We start from the raw sequence: 17,340 nt of genomic DNA, 5'->3' as shown, positions 1-17,340 counted from the left end.
ATGAAGACTAATAAAAATTTCAAAGGCCTTGATTATTATAAATTGCAGCAAGACGATGATGGCAACATAAAGTTAAATGACTACGACGACATTTTAAATGCGCGTAGGGCGAGAGTAGATCTACTATTAGATAACACACCGGACAACAATATCGACCTCACTAGGTTAAATAAAGCTTTGAGTGAGAAATTTGTAGATAATCATGGTTTATTGTCTGAATTTGATAAGGAAGACCAAGAAATTGCGCAAGAAAGGCTTAAGGTGTTTAGTATTTTAGAAAGCCTTGAAGACCTTAAAAGCGTGAAAAGTGAGGATCTGTTAGAGGTTAGTTTATTGCTATCAGACCTTAGCTTCATAGAGAGAAATGTTGTACTAAATACCGATCAGAATTCTGATCTAGCAGGATTTAAAAACCTATTTATTGAAAAAAAAGCATCTGGTGAGGAATATAGTAATGAAGAATGTAAAGGCTTCCTAGATGATATAGATAAAATCAACACCATAATTAAGTTAGAATTAGAAAGCAGAATTGAAGGGATCAATCACGATGAAGGAGATAGTTATGGTGATTTACAAGATGAGATTGGTCAAGCAATAAATGCAACAGGCAAATCAAAAAAAAATAACTGATGAGTCTTGTGTTTTTCTTACAAGCAACTCGATAGCTTCTCTCTATTAAACTGCTAAAGTCATATTGACATTAATCATATAGTATAAAATAATTAGTTATTTTGGAGCTTATTTAGTATGCTACGCATCATTGCAGGCAAATATCGCGGAAGAAAAATAACTACAGGTAAGCATTTAGCTGCACGACCAACTATGAGTATTGTCCGAGAAGCAATATTTAGTATACTTTCCTCAAGAAAACCTATTTATAACTTGAATGTACTTGATTTGTTCTGCGGAAGTGGCTCTTTTTCATTTGAAGCGCTTTCTCGCGGCACTAAACATGCATTCATGGTGGATTCAGATTATTACAATTTGCAACTGCCTAAAAAAACAGCAGAAGATTTTGGAATTACAGACAATATCACGCTAATTTGTTGCAGTGCTAACAAATTGCCACAACCTATTTCAAAGTGCGATGTAGTTTTTATAGACCCACCTTACAATAGCAATCTAGTTGAATCAACGTTGAATGGACTAGCTCACTCAGGCTGGTTAAGTGATGATGCATTGATAATTCTAGAGATTAGGAAAAACGAAGGTTTTGAGTGCAATAAAAACTTTAGTATAATCTTGGAACGCACCTACGGTATAGCAAGAATAATTTTTCTTTCTCTATTAGCTTAAACTTGCATATACTTTTCATTGATGGATTTCAGCTCTATTTCCGTCAATTTTCCAGAGAAACCACTTTTTCTGTACTTCCCTAGATCAAAATTTTTATTAAATTCAGAGTCTATTAAATATTTATGTGCGTCATTAATGAATTGATTTTCTTTTTCTTCACACTTTATCACATTATCGTTATCCTCACGATAAACTAAATGTTCTTTATGATCAGCATGAATATTTTTGCTCTTACACTCCGTGTTTTGAGGATCGTGTTCAAGTACTATATTCCATCTAAACCGTTCAGATGTGGATGAATCTGGAAGTTTACCAACGAGTTGTGCTTCCTGTGGAATTACAGTATCACCTTTTCTACCAACAATCAATACAGGACATTTTGTATTCTCTATAATCTCTCGTGAATTAAATTCCAATCCGCAACGACTAAACCAAAAATTCAAGAACTTTGCAGGAAGCTGTCTCATGAAAAAATTCCCTACCCCATGAGGAAAGTTATTAGTTGCATCCTTAAGCGAGCTATAAGAATTACTATGAATTAGCGTTAAATAAATCCCTTGCTTTTCAAACCTTTTTAAAACTTCTGCTGCAATTCCTCCTCCAAGAGAGTTAGTATCCAAAATTATATCGTTTGGACGCACACCTTTTACAAGTAACATGTTTACCATTGCCATTCCAGCTTGAACCAACTTTTCACCGTTTGTTAGAAATTCATATAGCGCTACAATTTTCTTTCTTTCCAAGAGGAACTCTACAATATCTTCTATATCTTTATTTTCTCCTAACTCTTGATCGTGAGCTTCTGCATCCACTTCCTTATCATCACCTACAAGTTCTTTTTTGTAACGCTTTATCCACTCAGGGCTGACTTCATTTTCCAAAAAGCTTTTGATTCTATGTACAACGAACCTTTCCTTAACAAAGTCAAAAAGCATCCATAGGCAAAGTACGATAAAACATATGGTAGCCAAAATTGATAGCACTACTGATGCAAAAGCTAACCCTGTAAGTACCTTTTTTGATTTTTGATTCTGGTATGCCAAGTATAACGACACAATAGAAGCAGTGGACAATATAGCAGAACATAACCATAGTAATACTATTCTCCTATTGAATTTTTTTTCTTCATCGTTCAATTCTTCTTGGAAGAGTTGTGAGTTAACAATTCTAGAAAAATAAGGATAGTCAAAATAATGCTTAACTAACTTACTTTCTTGCCTCTCAGGTGCATTTTTACCGAGTGCATTAACCTTAATACACCCAAGTACTCCAAAAAAGTTTATCACGTGTTTTGTATTTTCTCCTGGCTTGATATTACCATTGGTATGATAAATAACTTTCATTTTATCGTTAATGAATATTTAGTTATTTTAACATAAAGATCAAAAAAAAACAAGAGAATATAAATATGAATAACCAGTATGATGAAAAGCTTATAAGAAATTTCCTATGATTCCTTTTAAGCGAGTTTTGAATTTTTGAAATGTCATGACATTGTTGATACGTTTATCAAGAAACGATAAAGTATCCGCAAAATCTTCTGAATAATCATTGATAAAAAAAAGTATCGTACTTAAGTACACTCCAGCTAATATTGCTCTTTTTGTATAGTAGTTAAAATCTGTTGATTGATCATGAATGCCATACCAAATCGCGCTAATAGTTCTATATAAAAGTTTACTAGAAAAATATGTATTTTTTGGTGATACAGAGAATGATAAAACATTTTTTAAAAGTTCTCTATAATTCGGTAGCTTAGCGTAGTTTGAAAGGCGTATTTGAATAGCTAACTTTACTCGCTCTCGCACTTTCATATCTTCTAAATTAGAATTTCTTAGTTCAGCTTCCATTGAGCTATTTAAGTCCTCTGCTATGTACTCCAAAGCGCTATATATTCCATTCTGAAATTTGCAAAAGCTATTAGCTAGATTAAGGTCAGTGCACACCTTTAATAGGGTTTCATCGCTTATCCCTTCAAATGGAATAACCCTAATTAGCTTATCTATTATTAACTTTTGTTCCACGCAACATTATACTAAACAGCATGTGTGATTGTACCTGAGATTTTCAAACATTCTACAAAATGCTTCGCCGCGTTCCTCGAAATTTTTCCATTGATCAAAAGAAGCACACGCGGGAGAAAGTAATATTGTTACTTCTTCTGTGCTATTTAAGGCCTCTTCAAAAGCCAATCTGAATGCATCTTCTAGATTGCAACATTTCACAAAATCTACTTTATCCTCCATAACATTTGCAAAAGCCTCGGTTGATTCTCCAATAAGAAAAGCTTTTCTAATCCTTGTGAAATGCTTGCTTAATGATTCTATTCCACCCTCTTTACTTTTTCCACCAACAATCCAATATATGTTTTCATAAGATAAGATCGCCTTTTCGCTCGACTTTGCATTAGTTGCTTTGCTATCGTTCACGAAAAACACATTTCTTATTTTGCCGAGCGGTTCATTCCTATGCCTCAGTCCTGAAAAGGACTTGATTCCATTGATAATAGTGTTGCTATCTACTCCAAGTAGCTTACATACGGCATATGCGGCTGCTATGTTTTCTGCATTGGATATTAGGTTTATTTTCACGTCGCTTACTGATAAGCTATGATTCTCTAGTTTTAACGAGATCTTCTGGATCCCAGTGTCCCTTTTGTCATCCAAGTAGCTGACACTGGGATCCAGATAATTTCGATCTATACCAGTAATCTGTTCACTATAATCAAGCAAATTGTTACCTGCCAATGATATTAGATCTCTTGCACCACCCTCTGTCATCTGAGTAGTTGGCAATGGTTTTTCTTTTCTGGATTCCAGCGTCACGCGCTGGAATGACATCGGGGAATATGTTACTGAGATTGGAATTTTGTCTCCAGTGAATTTGTTGAATATATCAGCAGTAATCTCATTGTCACATCCTATTACGGCAACCTCACTACCGTTTATCAGTTTTAATTTAGTTGCTATGTAGTTCTCCATACTTCCATGCCTATCTATGTGATCTGGTGTAATATTGAGCAGTGCTGAAATGTCCACGTTAATTTCATTCATCAACTCCAATTGAAAAGAGGAGAGTTCGATTACATAAATTTCTGCATCTCTTTCTAGATCCAAAACAGGAACGCCTAAATTTCCACCAATAGCTACTTTTTTCCCTGCAGATTTTAATATGTGCCCTATTAGTGATGTAGTGGTTGATTTACCATTTGTTCCTGTGACGCCTATTACCTTCTGGTTTGTAGTTTTAGCTTCAAGAAATAGCTCAATGTCTGATTTTATTTTGCAATCAAATCTCCTTGCAAGTTTTACTATCCAATGTGGCTCTGTTGGCACTCCAGGGCTTAAAACCAATGCACTGATCTCATGCCAATTGTATTCCTTGGGATGAATAAAATTACATTTTTTATTCATCATTTTTGCATTTGCTATTTGCTCTTCATGATCATCCCATGCATATACTCTTGCACCACTCTTTATTAGAGCGTTAATGACGGATAAACCAGTTTTACCAAGACCAAAAACCGCAACGTTTTGATTTTTGTATTTGTTTAGTTGCACTGCTAGATAACTTATGCAAACCATTTTATGAGTAACTATTTATCACGCAGTTGATCTATGGATATAATACTACCGTTTGATAATTTTTCAGTACATTTTTCACTTTTGTATTCTTTATCAGAATCGATACTGATTTTGTCAAATATTAAAACATCTCCTGAAATTTTATCACGAAACTCACTAATAGCAAAAAACGGTATAGTAATTCGCTCTTGTTTTCCTTGAAAACTCAAACTGACGCTAAATTTATCCTCAGAAACTTTTAAATCATAGAATTGATGCTGTAATATGATAAGCATTTGAGTAGGGTATGACTTTTTCAAACGATCTGGCATGATCACACCATTAAAATACGTGAAAAATAATATTTCTAAGTGAGGGGTAAAACCATTACCTGATATAACATCTAAAGTTTTTTTGATAACTTGAAACTTAACAGAATTAAGCAATTTTTTGTAATCTGTTTGCTCCATACAACTTTCACATACGTAAATTTTTGGGGAACTTCTGTTACCCGGCGTTCCCTGAACCGTGCTTATAGCAATGAAGTTATAGTGCTTAAATTAAGCAGCTATTGCAACATTGTCTTCAGCAGCAAAATTATCGTTTGCATTTAAATTATGAACTCTTAGCGGTGGTGTCTAACCGAGCAAAGCTACCATCTTTACTATGCATGTCGATCCTTATTCGCCCCCATATAAATTAAAAAACATGGTGGAGGCGCCGAGTACTGCCCTCGGGTCCAATACACCTATTACAAGGTAATTTTATTGCTATAGTACACAAAATATACATAGCTATTATATAGCAACATTAAATAAATGTCAAGATATTTGAGCTTCGGTTGATTGATAGCTAAAACAAAATTCAGTAAAAAATTACTTCGCCTGTTTATCCTAAGGTTCGCTGCCATTAAGTTAAGGAAAGAATGGTTAAAAACTGAACTAAAAAGTCAGAAATAATTATGGAGAGAAAAGTGTCCTTTGGTTATAAAATCGTGGCAGAACAATTGGATCCGGCTATTTTAAGTATTTTAGTCCGGTTAGGAGGCTAATTTACACCACAAATCCAATTGAGGAGCTGCATAGACAGATCAGAAAATTCACTAAAACCAAGGGCTCATTTACTAGCTTGTACAAACAGGTATATTGTGCTATAAAAAGGCAGAGCAAAAATGGGCTACGGCTCTGCCTAATTGGGCTTTAACTATGTCTCAACTTGATATTTTCTTTCCAGATAGATTGAAAATTGAGTTGAACTGAAAAATGCGGTTTGACACACTTTTTTGAACATTCCCACGACAGATACAGCATACGGATACATTTTTTAAGGTAGCCAAGCTATTTTGATTGCAGAAATTTAATGATCCAGGATATACTCTTTTGTTAAGGGAGATTGGGCATTTTCGAATATTTCTTGAGTGCTTCCAGACTCAACAATTCTGCCATTATGAAAGAAAATTACACTATCAGATAACTTTTTAGCTTGCTTCATTGAATGAGTCACCATAATTATAGTAAATCTTAATTTCAGCTCTTGTATAAGATTTTCGATTGCATTGGTTGCCATCGGATCAAGAGCAGAGCACGGTTCATCCATTAATAAAATAGTTGGCTTCACTGCAATTGCGCGAGCGATGCATAGCCTCTGTTGTTGGCCACCGGATAAATTGAGTGCGCTATCTTGCAATCTGTCTTTTAATTCTTTCCATAAGCCAACTTTAGTTAAACTATTTTCCACCATCTCATTCAATTTTTGCTTATCCTTCGCCATACCATGCAGTTTTGGTCCATAAGCAACATTGTCATATATTGATTTTGGAAAAGGATTGGGCTTTTGAAATACCATGCCAACTTTTGCTCTAAGTAGCACAACATCCATATCGCGTGAATATATATCACCCAGCCCATCGATATCTAATTCACCAACAGTTTTGCAACCTGGTACATAGTCATTCATACGATTAAAACAACGCAAAAATGTCGATTTACCGCACCCGGATGGTCCGATAAAAGTAGTAACTTTTTTCTTATAAATATCCAAATTTATATCGAATAAAACTTGCTTAGAGCCGTACCAGAGATTTAAATCTTTAACAGAGGCACGTGTATTGCTCATATCACATCCTGCATTGAATAGAGCCCCGGAATTTCTCTTTTATTTTCGTATAGCCATACTGCTGCTTGAACAGCTCCTCTAGCAAACGTTGTGCGATCAATTGCTTTGTGGTTTAGTTCTATCCGTTCATCAGAATTAACAAACATCACGCTGTGATCTCCTATTACTCCACCTCCACGAGATACTGCAAAACCTATTCCCCCCTTTTTTCTTATGTTTGAACCGCTATGTAGATATTGATTGGACTGAAAATCCACTCTTGAAGCGTTAGCAATTGTTTTGCCAAGTTCCATAGCTGTTCCAGATGGTGAGTCCTTTTTTAAGTTATGATGCATTTCCCAAATCTCAACGTCATATTCATTACCTAAAAGCTCAGCAGCTTTTTTTACCAATTTCAGCAACACATTAACCCCAACACTCATATTTGCTGACCATAATATTGGAACTTCAGCAGCATATTCTTTCAAATCGACACCTTCTATTCCAGTTGTGCCACTAACCAGCGGTGTTTTAAATTTTACAGCTGCTTTAAGGCAGTCTAACATACATTCTTTAGTTGTAAAATCTATTACAACGTCAGATGACTCAAATATGCCACTAATAGAACTTGTAACTTTAATTCCTAGATTGGAACTGCAGCCTATAATTGGTCCAATATCTAAGCCTATGTACTTACTGCTCGAACGGGCAACAGCACCTGCTATTTCCACTTTGGTATTTGTAATTAATTCATTGAGTATTTTCTTGCTCATTCTGCCTAAGCAGCCTATTACTCCAATTCTGATCTTCATAAAGCTTTTTACGTTTATTAAGAATGTTATGCCTTTTTTCAAGGTCTGTCACTTCTGATCTATATTCTATAGCTAAGGTTTACCTATAATTCAAAATGAATACACATCTTATTGAGCTCTATATTACGTCAGTAAGGTACAAATTTTCCTCAAAAAACTCACCTCAACCTGGTCAAAATTTTCCTTAAAAGACAAATACAGAAAAACAAGAATATCAACTTTGAGTGCACTAAATTTGCTCATTTTCCCTTAACTTGACGCGCATACTTTTTTGAACATTCCCAATTGAGGTTAAAATAATTGCTTAGCAAACAATAGGTTTCATGTAATGGTAACCCTATAACGGAAGAGTAGGAGCCGCGTAAGAACAATACGAACATTCCAGCAAGGCCTTGTATATTGCATCCCCCTGCCCTATTTTTCCACTCTTCTGATGCTAAATAATACTTAATTTCTTGTTCACTGAGACGTTTAAATTTCACTATTGTAACCACAGTTCTAATATGTTGTTTAGATTGATCGGGAGTTAATAGACACACACTGGTGTATACTCTATGCCTTCTTCCTGATAACAAGCGGATGCATTTTTCTGCTTGCTCAACGTTTTCAGCTTTGAGCAATATTCTTCTACCACAAGCAACAACTGTATCAACACCAAGCACAAAATAATTTGGATTTAAACTTTGTATTTTCTCAGCTTTGCTTTTTGCCATACGGATTGAGTAATCCTTCGGAAGTTCCTTTTTTAAAGGGGCTTCATCTATGTCTGCTGGCAAAATTAAACCTGGCTCAATATTTATTTGTTTTAGTAAAGCTATACGCCTTTTCGATGATGAAGCAAGAATAAGATTATTTAGAGATCGTTCTGTCACTTGTACCTTTAAGCCTTCTAATGATCCGACCTTTTTTCGCATTCCTATCGTAAATGCTCATCTCAACTAACACCCTATCCCCTATAATGATGCGTATTTTACTTCTTCTCACTTTCCCTGATACATGACAGATAATCTCATGTTCATTGTCCAGTTTCACTCTGAATTCTGCTGCAGGTAGTAAAGCAGTTACTGCCCCTTCCACTTCAAAAATTGTTTTCGATTTCTCGTCTTTTATCATATGTTATATTATAATTTAATAATCTTTTTCAGTCTACTATAGATTTTAAATTATTATCAACACAAAAGACCTTTTGCACCTCACTTAAGTATTTCTCTTGCACAACTATCTTCACAATAATGCCTCCCTACATCTACTCTCTGCTACCTTCTCAGTAGAACTTATAGGACTTATGTTGAAAGATAAATCATTATCACAATTCTCCTCATCGCTATAATATGTGCTATCAAGGCTGAAAGATCCGGATAATTTTCTCTTCTTTCGTGGAACATTATCAGGCTCATTGAAAATGTCTCCCGTTAGAGTATAATATTTTTTGCATGATCACTGGAGATCTTGTCCTCTCTTGATTTATCATTAGGTGGATAAATTTCTTCACTTAACTCTTTTACTTGATCACGAAAAAACTCTTTTTCACTGTTTTGTAATTCGCTCTTCAGATCTTCAACTTCCCAAACTTTGTTTCCAATGATTTCACTCCGTTCATTAAATTCCTCTTCCAATCCATCAACATGATCTTCGTGCTCTCTATTCATGGATTCTAATGTTGATGCTACATACTTTTTTAACTCATCGCGCCTATTTTCTGACTTTCCAACTTTCCATTTTAGTTCGTCTATCTCTTGTTCATAAGATTCCTGTTGTGCTTTATGCTCATTTTCCAACCCTTGCATTTGACGTTTTAAATTGCTTATAAACTGCTCATTTTCCTCCATTATGTGTACTACTTGGTCTATCCATTCTTCAAATTCTTTTAATTTGTCTTCTGATTCCTTCTTTCCTGCATTAACAATTTTCAGCTTGTCCTCTAGCCTTCTTTTTTCTTCATCCACACTTTTAAATTCTTCCTCATTCCTCTTCAGGTTTTCTTCAAGCTGCGTCAACTTCTTGCACATTGCATCTATTTTTGCCTTGAATTCTCGCTCCTTTTTCTCAAGTTTACCTTGTAAATCACTAGTCTGTTTCTCTAATTCTTCAATTCTTTGCTTAGCTTCTGCAAATTTCTTATTCACTTCTTTTCCTTTTGCTTCAGCTTCAGCATTTTTTAACTTATTGATTAATTCTTGGGTTTCCTCTTTCGATTCTGATGACTCCTTTTGCAAACCTAATACTTGTTTTAAAAGCTGTTCTAGGTTTTCATTCATCTTCTTATTCAAGTGTTTTAACTGATCAAGCTTGTCCTCTAAATCAGACTTTTCTTCCTTCAATTCAACAGTTTCTTTTTTCAAATTTGACATTTCTTGCTTCAGTTCAACGTTTTCTTTGGACAGCGTCTGATTATTTAAAATCAATTCATCCATTTGTTGTGAGTTAATTTCTGTTTGAATTCCAATGTGTTGTGAAGCAACTTCTGTCTGAGTTTCAGTGTGTTGTAAATTGACTTCCGTTTGAGTTTCAATTTGTTGTGAAGCAACTTCTGTCTGAGTTTCAGTGTGCTGTAAATTGACTTCCGTTTGAGTTTCAATTTGTTGTGAGTCAATTTTCGTCTGAGTTTCAGTGTGTTGTAAATCAATTTCTGTCTGAGTTGCAATCTGTTGTAATTTAACTTCCGTTTGAATTAATACATTGCTATTAATAGAAGAAGGAGGAAGGCTATTGTCAGCATCAACTTTAGGGTCTAATTTCCCCTCTGGTTCCTTATCTTGATAGGCCATTATAGATTCGCTTTGCAAATTATTATTAGCAGTAGGTACAACATCAGCAGTCTTACCCTTTTCTAGTGATTTCCTTACAGCATCACATAAGGAGAGACCTTGAATATATAATTCATCATTTTGCTTTATTAATTCTAAGATCTCCTCCGATAGCACAAAATCTTTACCATTAAATTTTAGTATTTCAGTTATGCCATCGCTACTTACATTCATAGTCATGGTACAAATTGAAACATTCCCGAACTCATCCTTTACAGGCCAAGTGCTTGTCATTTCATAATCTGCGCCCTCTTTAAATTTATAATGTCTTTTCTTACCTTCTCGATGAGCGTGTATTTCATGTTTTTTATTGCAATAGATATTCAGTTCTTTAATATCTTTCTCTTGCTGCAAAATGTCACTAATCTTCGTTGGCTCACTCTTATCGTAATGAATAAGGTTAACATTCAAAACTCTATGAGCGTTATCATTTTCTATGTAATAAGCTTGAAGCTTTACTCCCTTCTTAAAATACTTACTTGCAGCTCTTTTTCCCTGCTCTGCTAATTCTACGCATTTATCTATATCTTCCTTAAAGCTCTTACCTGCAGATTCTGTTGCTGTTTTATCTATACAAATTTGTTTAAAATCCTCATCTGTTAAGTCTCTTAACAGATCGTGAAATTCCCACTCATCTTGATCTCTTAGAGCAGCGAAATTGCTTTTCTCTTTCAGCTTTGCTAAGAACAACTCTTTTGCCTGCATCAAAACATCCACTGGCATAACACACCTCCTTTACTACATTTATATTATACTAATTAATATATATTTTTTTCAAAAACAATTAGGCTGTATAATCTCGTTCTACACCAACTTTTATGATTAACTTAATTGTGTTGAAAATAACTGCAAGTGTTAAACTTGGGTTTGGTTTTTTATCTTTCATTATACACTGCTCACTATAAGTTTACAATAATATCTTATATGATAGACTTAGTATTCGAAGTTATGCAAGTATTTTTTTTATTGGATAAGAGTTAATAAGATACAAAGACGTTTTCAGAAATCTTTAAGCTTAATAACATCCTCTCTCTTTGGACTAGTTGAGATTAGATGAATTGGTACACCTATTAATTTTTCTAACCTGTCTATATATTTTATTAAATTAATAGGCAATGCTTCAATCGACCTTTTACCTTGAGTGTTTTCCTTCCAGCCAGGAAATTCTTCATATATTGGCTCTAATTCCTCTTGTATTGAATGTGATGCGGGTAAATAATCATACATTTTTCCACTGTACTTGTAATCAGTGCATATTTTAATTGTATCAAAAGAATCAAGCACATCTAATTTGGTTAATACAATGCTTGAAACTCCAGATAGTTGTACGGCCTGGCGCACTAAAACTGCGTCAAACCATCCGCAGCGCCTTCTTCTATTGCTCACTGTTCCAAGTTCTTTGCCTATAGTAAATAAGCTGTCCCCCACTTCGTTCTTTTGCTCAGTAGGGAATGGACCATTACCCACTCTTGTTGTATAAGCTTTTGCCACACCAATAATGTAAGCATTGGAGGCTAATCCTGAGCCTGTTATTGCTTGCGATGCTACAGTATTACTTGAAGTAACAAAAGGGTAAGTTCCGTGGTCGATATCTAAAAATGTGCCTTGGGCGCCTTCAAATATTATTTTCTTACCTTCTTTCATCAAGTCATTTAATATCTTCCACACAGGTTTTTTATATGAAAGAATTTTTTCTGAAATCTCTTGAATTTCCTTTAATATTTCTTCTTTTTTAACCACCTGGTAGTTAAGGCCTTTTCTGATAGCATTGTGGTAATTCAAAAGAGTATCCACTCTTTTATTGAGCTCATCTGCGTTTTCTAAGTCACAAAGGCGTATAGCTCTCCTTCCAACTTTATCTTCATAACATGGCCCTATTCCTTTGTTTGTTGTACCAATTTTGCGATTTCCGTTTAAATCTTCAAATAGCTTTTCCTTGTCCTTATGTACGCTAAGTATTAATGGACAGCTTTCAGATACTATCAAATTATTGGGATTGATATCCATCCCTTTCACTTTCAATAACTCTATTTCTGAGATTAGAGCATGTGAATCAAGAGCAACACCGTTTCCTATGATAGATATTTTGCCCGTTCTCAAAACAGCAGAGGGCAGTAAATTTAATTTATAAACCTCATCATCTATTACTATAGTGTGCCCTGCATTATTTCCTCCCTGAAATCTCACAACTACATCTGCATTCTCAGAAAGATAATCTACTATTTTACCCTTGCCTTCGTCACCCCATTGCAGACCAACAATTACAATATTATTCATCATTATTTTCTAGATTAATACATAAATATTAATGCAATATGCTACAAATGAAAAGAGAAATCTATGCCTTTCCTGCACCTCTTAAATAAAGAAATATACTGTCGATTTTCTTAATATATTATCAAATTATTCATCATTATATGATACAACTTACAGCATATTTACAGTAAGGTGCTATTTATGAAAGAGGCAAAAGGAAAAAATAATAAGAGTCCAGTAGTTAGATTAAAGGCCACAGCTAAAGAGTTCAATTTTAGTAAATTAAGAGCAGATCAAGATAATGAATTAGCAAATTCTGGTGAAACAATGTTCTTAGATTTTCAAAGGATGAATTTTATTATTAACGGAAAAGAAATAGATAAAAATTTTATTATTGCATTTAAGGAAGGAGCTAAGCACCGCAAAAGCGAACTTTTTAATAGTGATGATATATATAATGACGAAATATTTAACAAAAAAGGAACAAGAGAAATAGATACGGATCATGGCAAAGCATTTGTTGCTTCAGTACTTGAAGATATTGAGAAAGAGCTTGCAAGTGATGCATTGGGTGAGCTGTGGAAGGATCACTGCGAGAATCCCAAAACTGCTGATTATCAAAAAACTGATTCATATAAGAAAGAATTTGAAGAATTTTACAATGCTGGCCACGGGTATATCCATTTATTACCTACAGAGAGAGATGAAAACAAGGATTACCGTTCCTTTGCAAAAGAAGTTTTCAAGAAAATGTTTAGATACGCTAGTGCGGAAGTTCCAAGTGATGCTATTTTAGCAGAGCTAGTCACCAATTGTAATCAAGCAGGGTATGAGGCTGCTCCATTTATACAAACTCAACTTGCACTTGGACAGTCGTTCATAGTAGAAAATCCTAAAAAAGTAATAAACATTGATTGTGCTAACCAAAATAATGTGAGAATTAGATCTGATATGAGGCTACCAATACTCTCTGTTAAAAATCAAGTTATACATGGCGATAAGATATGTAATCTGCCCAGTTCATTGGAATTTACAATTGAATCTCACAATGGTGAAGACTTTGTAACATACAGAGATGGTAAATTGTCACTTACTATTCCTGAAGAGTTAAAAAATTATAAAGATAATGGCAAGAACTTGTTTGACATTATTAAAGAATATTTTCAGAAATTCTGTGCAAAATTAGGATTTAAACCTGAGACAAAAATACAAATAGAGCATAGCTTAGGTACTCAAAGTAACTATTTAGATGGTACAATATCTACTACAGGATCGGATGCAAATGAAGAGTTTATCAATCTTTTAAGCGAAAATCTCAGAGAGAGGTTCTTGGGGTTAGGACTTGCTCTAGAAGATGTTAATGATCTTGTTGAGGTCAGAGTATCTACAGTTATGGATCTATTGAGTGATTATGCTAAATTGGAAGATAATAAAGAAAACAGAGAGTTATTAATAAGTGAAGTAGCAGATAATTTAGGGCTTTCCTTTCAAGGTAAAATAGCATCAGAAGTATTGAAAGAGTTTGATGATGAAATGTTAATGCATACAGAAGGCATAGATAATAACATAGGTCAACATGTAATGGAATTAGGCTCTTTACCTTCTTTGATAAAAGGTCAGGTTAATCATAATCAAGTGCAGTCTGTTGTAAATACTTTTATTAAGTTAATTATTGAAGGGAAAAGCGAAGTATACAAAGAAAAAAATGCAATTAATGCAATTTATCAGAAGGTAGATAAGGCAATTGTTGAGCAAGAAAAAAGAGCAACCAACAAACAAGATATAGAAAATGATAAATGGACAGATAGAATCAAAAAACAGAAATTATCTGTGGAATCACATGAACATTTACTTTAAAGATACTAGTAGGCTCCTTAAATATTTTAGAGTTCATGGTTGCAACGGTTGCTATTTTACAGTGCATCTCATCGTAAAAACTACGTGCCGTTGCATCATATGTTTCAAGAACGTTGGTAAAATGTTCAAGTTGATCTCGATTCAATAGACTTCTTTCAAAATTCATGTATGGAGCTCAAAATTGTGAATTGCAGCAATCAAATTAAACCTTAAACCAAAACGTTTTCGTCGGTTTCTATACCTGTCCGAGATGATTTTAAACCTTTTCAATAAGCCAATTACGTTTTCAACAATTGCCCTTTGGCTCATAAGTGCCCTGTTCTCTTTTTTTTGTTCTTTGCTTAACGGATTCTTTTTCATTTTCCTGTGCGGTAATACAACATTTTTGTGTATCTTCTGCATTCCCCTGTAGCCGGCATCAGCTAAGATTTTGGTGTCCGGTAATATTGCTACCTTTGATTCTCTAAACATCCGAAAATCGTGTTTTCTACCATTCGAGAAAGATGTGCATATGACTTTTTTACTCTTCTTCTCTGTTACTATTTGTGTTTTTATAGTATGCCTTTTTTTCTTTCCAGAGTAGAAGGGCTTTTGCTTTTTTTTGGTCTCTCTACTGGCGTTTCAGTTCCGTCTATTACTAAAACTTCATATTCTACATCACTCTTTAATAGCTCTTTTTTTCCTGGTAATGCAAAATCTGGATGTTTTATTAATATGTCTTCTACCTATCTTATTATTTTAAAACTGTTACTTTCACTCATGCCATAGCTTTGCCCAATATGAAAATATGTACGATATTCTCTTATATATTCCAGTGCCATAAGTAGCCTGTCTTCTATGCAAAGTTTACTTTTTCTTCCACTTCTAGCTTTTTTTCTTTTATCCTCCACTTCTAGAATTTCTACCATTCGCTCAAATGTTGCTTTTTTTACCCCTGTTAAACGTCGAAACTTTTCTCCTTCTAACTTTTCTATTTCCTTATATTTCATGCTTTCAAATACTTCATCTTACACTCCCTCTAACAATTTTGAAAGAAGTCTATTGATAAAACTTGAATTTATAGCTAAAGCAACTTAGATTGTAACCAGACTGCATTCTACAATTTTTAGCAAAACACGATCTTTCATTTGAGCTTTCTTCAATTTAAAATAAATACAGAAAATTGCTGCCTATAGCTAAACTGACTTAGATTTACCAACAATCGTCATCCCGCTACTTGTTAGCGGCTAAGAGATACCGCGGCGGTTATGACGTGTTAGCTATAGCTATCTTCAAAAATATGGTTGAATAATTGTTAATAATAGTGTATAATTATTAATATTTTTAAGCACTTTGGCTATGGCTCTTTCAAAATTTCTCGATCCTCGCAATGATTTGTGTTTCAAAAAAATCTTTGGAACGGAAAAAAATAAGAATATCCTTATCCACTTTTTGAACGATATTTTATGGTTTACTGAGATAAATGCAATACAAGAAGTTGAATTCTTAAGTACTATCATGGATCCAGAAGTTGCCTCTGATAAACAAAGTATCGTTGATGTTCTCTGCAAGGATTCTATTGGTAATAGGTTTGTAATTGAGATGCAGCTTGCTCGTGATAAAGGTTTTGAGAAACGTGCCCAACTGTATGCTGCTAAGGCCTACTCAAGACAATTAGATAAATCTGGAAATTACATTGATTTAAAGAAAGTCTTCTTTATTGCTATATCAAATTGTAACTTACTTCCTGAAGAAGTTGATTATATCTCTACTCATAATATACGTGATATAAAAACCAACGGCCATTACTTAAAAGATTTTCAATTTATCTTTATAGAATTGCCCAAATTTTCAAAAAGTAAAGTAGAGCAGCTAGAAAGTACAATAGAAAGGTGGTGTTTCTTTTTTAAATACGCAGAAGAAACAACAGAAGAGGACTTAAAAGAGATAGCAGAAAAAGCACCAATAATAAAGCTGGCGTATGATGAGTTAGACAAGTTTCGTTGGAACGAAAAAGATTTAGTAGCCTATGAAGAAAGGATAATGGATCTACGCAAAGAAGAAGCCATTCTTGAATACAGACTTGATCTTGCTGAAGAGAAAGGTATACAAAAAGGTATAGAGAAAGGAAAAATTGAAGTCGCAAAAGCAATGCTGGCTAATAATGTTGATGTCAATACTATTGTCAAGTTTACTAGCCTTTCTATTAGTGAGATTGAAGAATTAAGTGGAAATCTGTGAGCGGTTACCTTAGATTTACCTACAATTTGATAACCCGTCATTCCGCTGCTTGTTAGCGGAATCTACAACGAGATACCGCGGCGGTATGACGTAGGGAGATCTCTACTGCTATTCCACGTCAAGAACAACCATAAGTTCATTAGGGTTCACATAACCTAAAGCATTTTTTGCTTGCTCATCAAGCAGATCTAAATCTAAGCTTTTTTCATACAAGCCAAATACTTTGTTGTCCAACTTTTTCTTTTCAGAAGAGACATCCTTTAGCAAAAGTTCATTGTACTCGATTTCTTTTTTTAAATCGATTAACGTCAATAAGCCACGTTTACCTGTAATTGTGCTAATGCTGAAATATAATGTAAGAGAAGAAATGAGTAAGGCTGCGCTTAAACACAGTAATTTTTGCTTCTTTTTAGATATAAGCACCGTACTTTCACA

General features: G+C 34.2%; 15 protein-coding genes, 1 other RNA gene and 2 pseudogenes. 5 read left to right on the top strand and 13 right to left on the bottom strand.

The window, feature by feature from the left end; genetic code table 11:
- Together AABM58_RS07560 and rsmD are read left to right on the top strand one after the other, a co-directional pair.
- A complete protein-coding gene (locus AABM58_RS07560) occupies positions 1 to 630 on the top strand; it encodes a WD_0853 family protein (RefSeq protein ID WP_338406839.1) in 630 nt (209 codons plus the stop codon).
- A 117-nt stretch (positions 631 to 747) separates the two neighbouring features.
- Complete coding sequence (gene rsmD, locus AABM58_RS07555; RefSeq protein ID WP_338406838.1) at positions 748 to 1,296, top strand: 16S rRNA (guanine(966)-N(2))-methyltransferase RsmD; 549 nt, start codon at positions 748 to 750, stop codon at positions 1,294 to 1,296.
- On the opposite strand, the gene AABM58_RS07550 is transcribed toward rsmD, so the two are convergent.
- From AABM58_RS07550 to ssrA, 5 genes are all read right to left on the bottom strand, one after another.
- Positions 1,293 to 2,639, bottom strand: a complete 1,347-nt coding sequence (locus tag AABM58_RS07550) for a hypothetical protein (RefSeq protein ID WP_338406837.1) — start codon at positions 2,637 to 2,639, stop codon at positions 1,293 to 1,295. The two genes, rsmD and AABM58_RS07550, sit on opposite strands and share 4 nt — an antisense overlap.
- 90 nt (positions 2,640 to 2,729) lie before the next feature.
- Positions 2,730 to 3,320, bottom strand: a complete 591-nt coding sequence (locus tag AABM58_RS07545) for a COQ9 family protein (RefSeq protein ID WP_338406836.1) — start codon at positions 3,318 to 3,320, stop codon at positions 2,730 to 2,732.
- Between the two features lie 6 nt (positions 3,321 to 3,326).
- Positions 3,327 to 4,880: a Mur ligase family protein gene (locus tag AABM58_RS07540; protein ID WP_338406835.1), complete on the bottom strand. Its 1,554-nt coding sequence runs from the start codon at positions 4,878 to 4,880 to the stop codon at positions 3,327 to 3,329.
- 11 nt (positions 4,881 to 4,891) lie between these two features.
- Positions 4,892 to 5,329 carry a ClpXP protease specificity-enhancing factor SspB gene (locus tag AABM58_RS07535; protein WP_338406834.1) on the bottom strand — a complete coding sequence of 146 codons (438 nt, stop codon included), beginning with the start codon at positions 5,327 to 5,329 and terminating at the stop codon, positions 4,892 to 4,894.
- Between the two features lie 22 nt (positions 5,330 to 5,351).
- Positions 5,352 to 5,688: a transfer-messenger RNA gene (ssrA, locus tag AABM58_RS07530) on the bottom strand.
- A gap of 133 nt (positions 5,689 to 5,821) precedes the next feature.
- Between ssrA and AABM58_RS07525 the strand changes: the two are divergent.
- Positions 5,822 to 6,118: pseudogene (locus tag AABM58_RS07525) on the top strand (transposase); the annotation flags it as partial.
- Positions 6,119 to 6,215: 97 nt separating this feature from the next.
- Here AABM58_RS07525 and pstB read toward each other — a convergent pair.
- From pstB to AABM58_RS07495, 6 genes are all read right to left on the bottom strand, one after another.
- Positions 6,216 to 6,974, bottom strand: coding sequence for a phosphate ABC transporter ATP-binding protein PstB (gene pstB / locus AABM58_RS07520; protein WP_338406833.1), 759 nt, complete (start codon positions 6,972 to 6,974; stop codon positions 6,216 to 6,218).
- Positions 6,971 to 7,765 carry a 4-hydroxy-tetrahydrodipicolinate reductase gene (gene dapB, locus AABM58_RS07515; RefSeq protein ID WP_338406832.1) on the bottom strand — a complete coding sequence of 265 codons (795 nt, stop codon included), beginning with the start codon at positions 7,763 to 7,765 and terminating at the stop codon, positions 6,971 to 6,973. Before dapB ends, pstB begins: the two co-directional genes overlap by 4 nt.
- A gap of 239 nt (positions 7,766 to 8,004) precedes the next feature.
- Positions 8,005 to 8,637, bottom strand: coding sequence for a Maf family nucleotide pyrophosphatase (locus tag AABM58_RS07510; RefSeq protein WP_338406831.1), 633 nt, complete (start codon positions 8,635 to 8,637; stop codon positions 8,005 to 8,007).
- Positions 8,615 to 8,878: a translation initiation factor IF-1 gene (infA, locus tag AABM58_RS07505; protein ID WP_164224845.1), complete on the bottom strand. Its 264-nt coding sequence runs from the start codon at positions 8,876 to 8,878 to the stop codon at positions 8,615 to 8,617. Before infA ends, AABM58_RS07510 begins: the two co-directional genes overlap by 23 nt.
- Before the next feature lie 299 nt (positions 8,879 to 9,177).
- Positions 9,178 to 11,295, bottom strand: coding sequence for a hypothetical protein (locus AABM58_RS07500; protein ID WP_338406830.1), 2,118 nt, complete (start codon positions 11,293 to 11,295; stop codon positions 9,178 to 9,180).
- Positions 11,296 to 11,571: 276 nt separating this feature from the next.
- A complete protein-coding gene (locus AABM58_RS07495) occupies positions 11,572 to 12,849 on the bottom strand; it encodes an adenylosuccinate synthase (RefSeq protein ID WP_338406919.1) in 1,278 nt (425 codons plus the stop codon).
- Positions 12,850 to 13,029: 180 nt separating this feature from the next.
- Here AABM58_RS07495 and AABM58_RS07490 point away from each other — a divergent pair, with 180 nt between their 5' ends.
- Positions 13,030 to 14,685, top strand: coding sequence for a hypothetical protein (locus AABM58_RS07490; RefSeq protein ID WP_338406829.1), 1,656 nt, complete (start codon positions 13,030 to 13,032; stop codon positions 14,683 to 14,685).
- A 162-nt stretch (positions 14,686 to 14,847) separates the two neighbouring features.
- On the opposite strand, the pseudogene AABM58_RS07485 reads toward AABM58_RS07490, so the two are convergent.
- Positions 14,848 to 15,674, bottom strand: a pseudogene (locus tag AABM58_RS07485) (IS5 family transposase).
- A 349-nt stretch (positions 15,675 to 16,023) separates the two neighbouring features.
- Here AABM58_RS07485 and AABM58_RS07480 point away from each other — a divergent pair.
- Positions 16,024 to 16,905, top strand: coding sequence for an Rpn family recombination-promoting nuclease/putative transposase (locus AABM58_RS07480; protein WP_338406828.1), 882 nt, complete (start codon positions 16,024 to 16,026; stop codon positions 16,903 to 16,905).
- 108 nt (positions 16,906 to 17,013) lie between these two features.
- Here the strand turns inward: AABM58_RS07480 and AABM58_RS07475 are convergent, their stop codons facing one another.
- Positions 17,014 to 17,328 carry an FtsB family cell division protein gene (locus tag AABM58_RS07475; protein ID WP_338406827.1) on the bottom strand — a complete coding sequence of 105 codons (315 nt, stop codon included), beginning with the start codon at positions 17,326 to 17,328 and terminating at the stop codon, positions 17,014 to 17,016.
- Positions 17,329 to 17,340 lie beyond the last annotated feature (12 nt).

Origin of the sequence: Wolbachia endosymbiont (group A) of Longitarsus flavicornis, assembly GCF_963931955.1 — a bacterium.
Taxonomy (GTDB): domain Bacteria; phylum Pseudomonadota; class Alphaproteobacteria; order Rickettsiales; family Anaplasmataceae; genus Wolbachia.
Note: the sequence above shows the minus strand (reverse complement) of the source record. Positions and strands in the feature narration are given on the sequence as shown.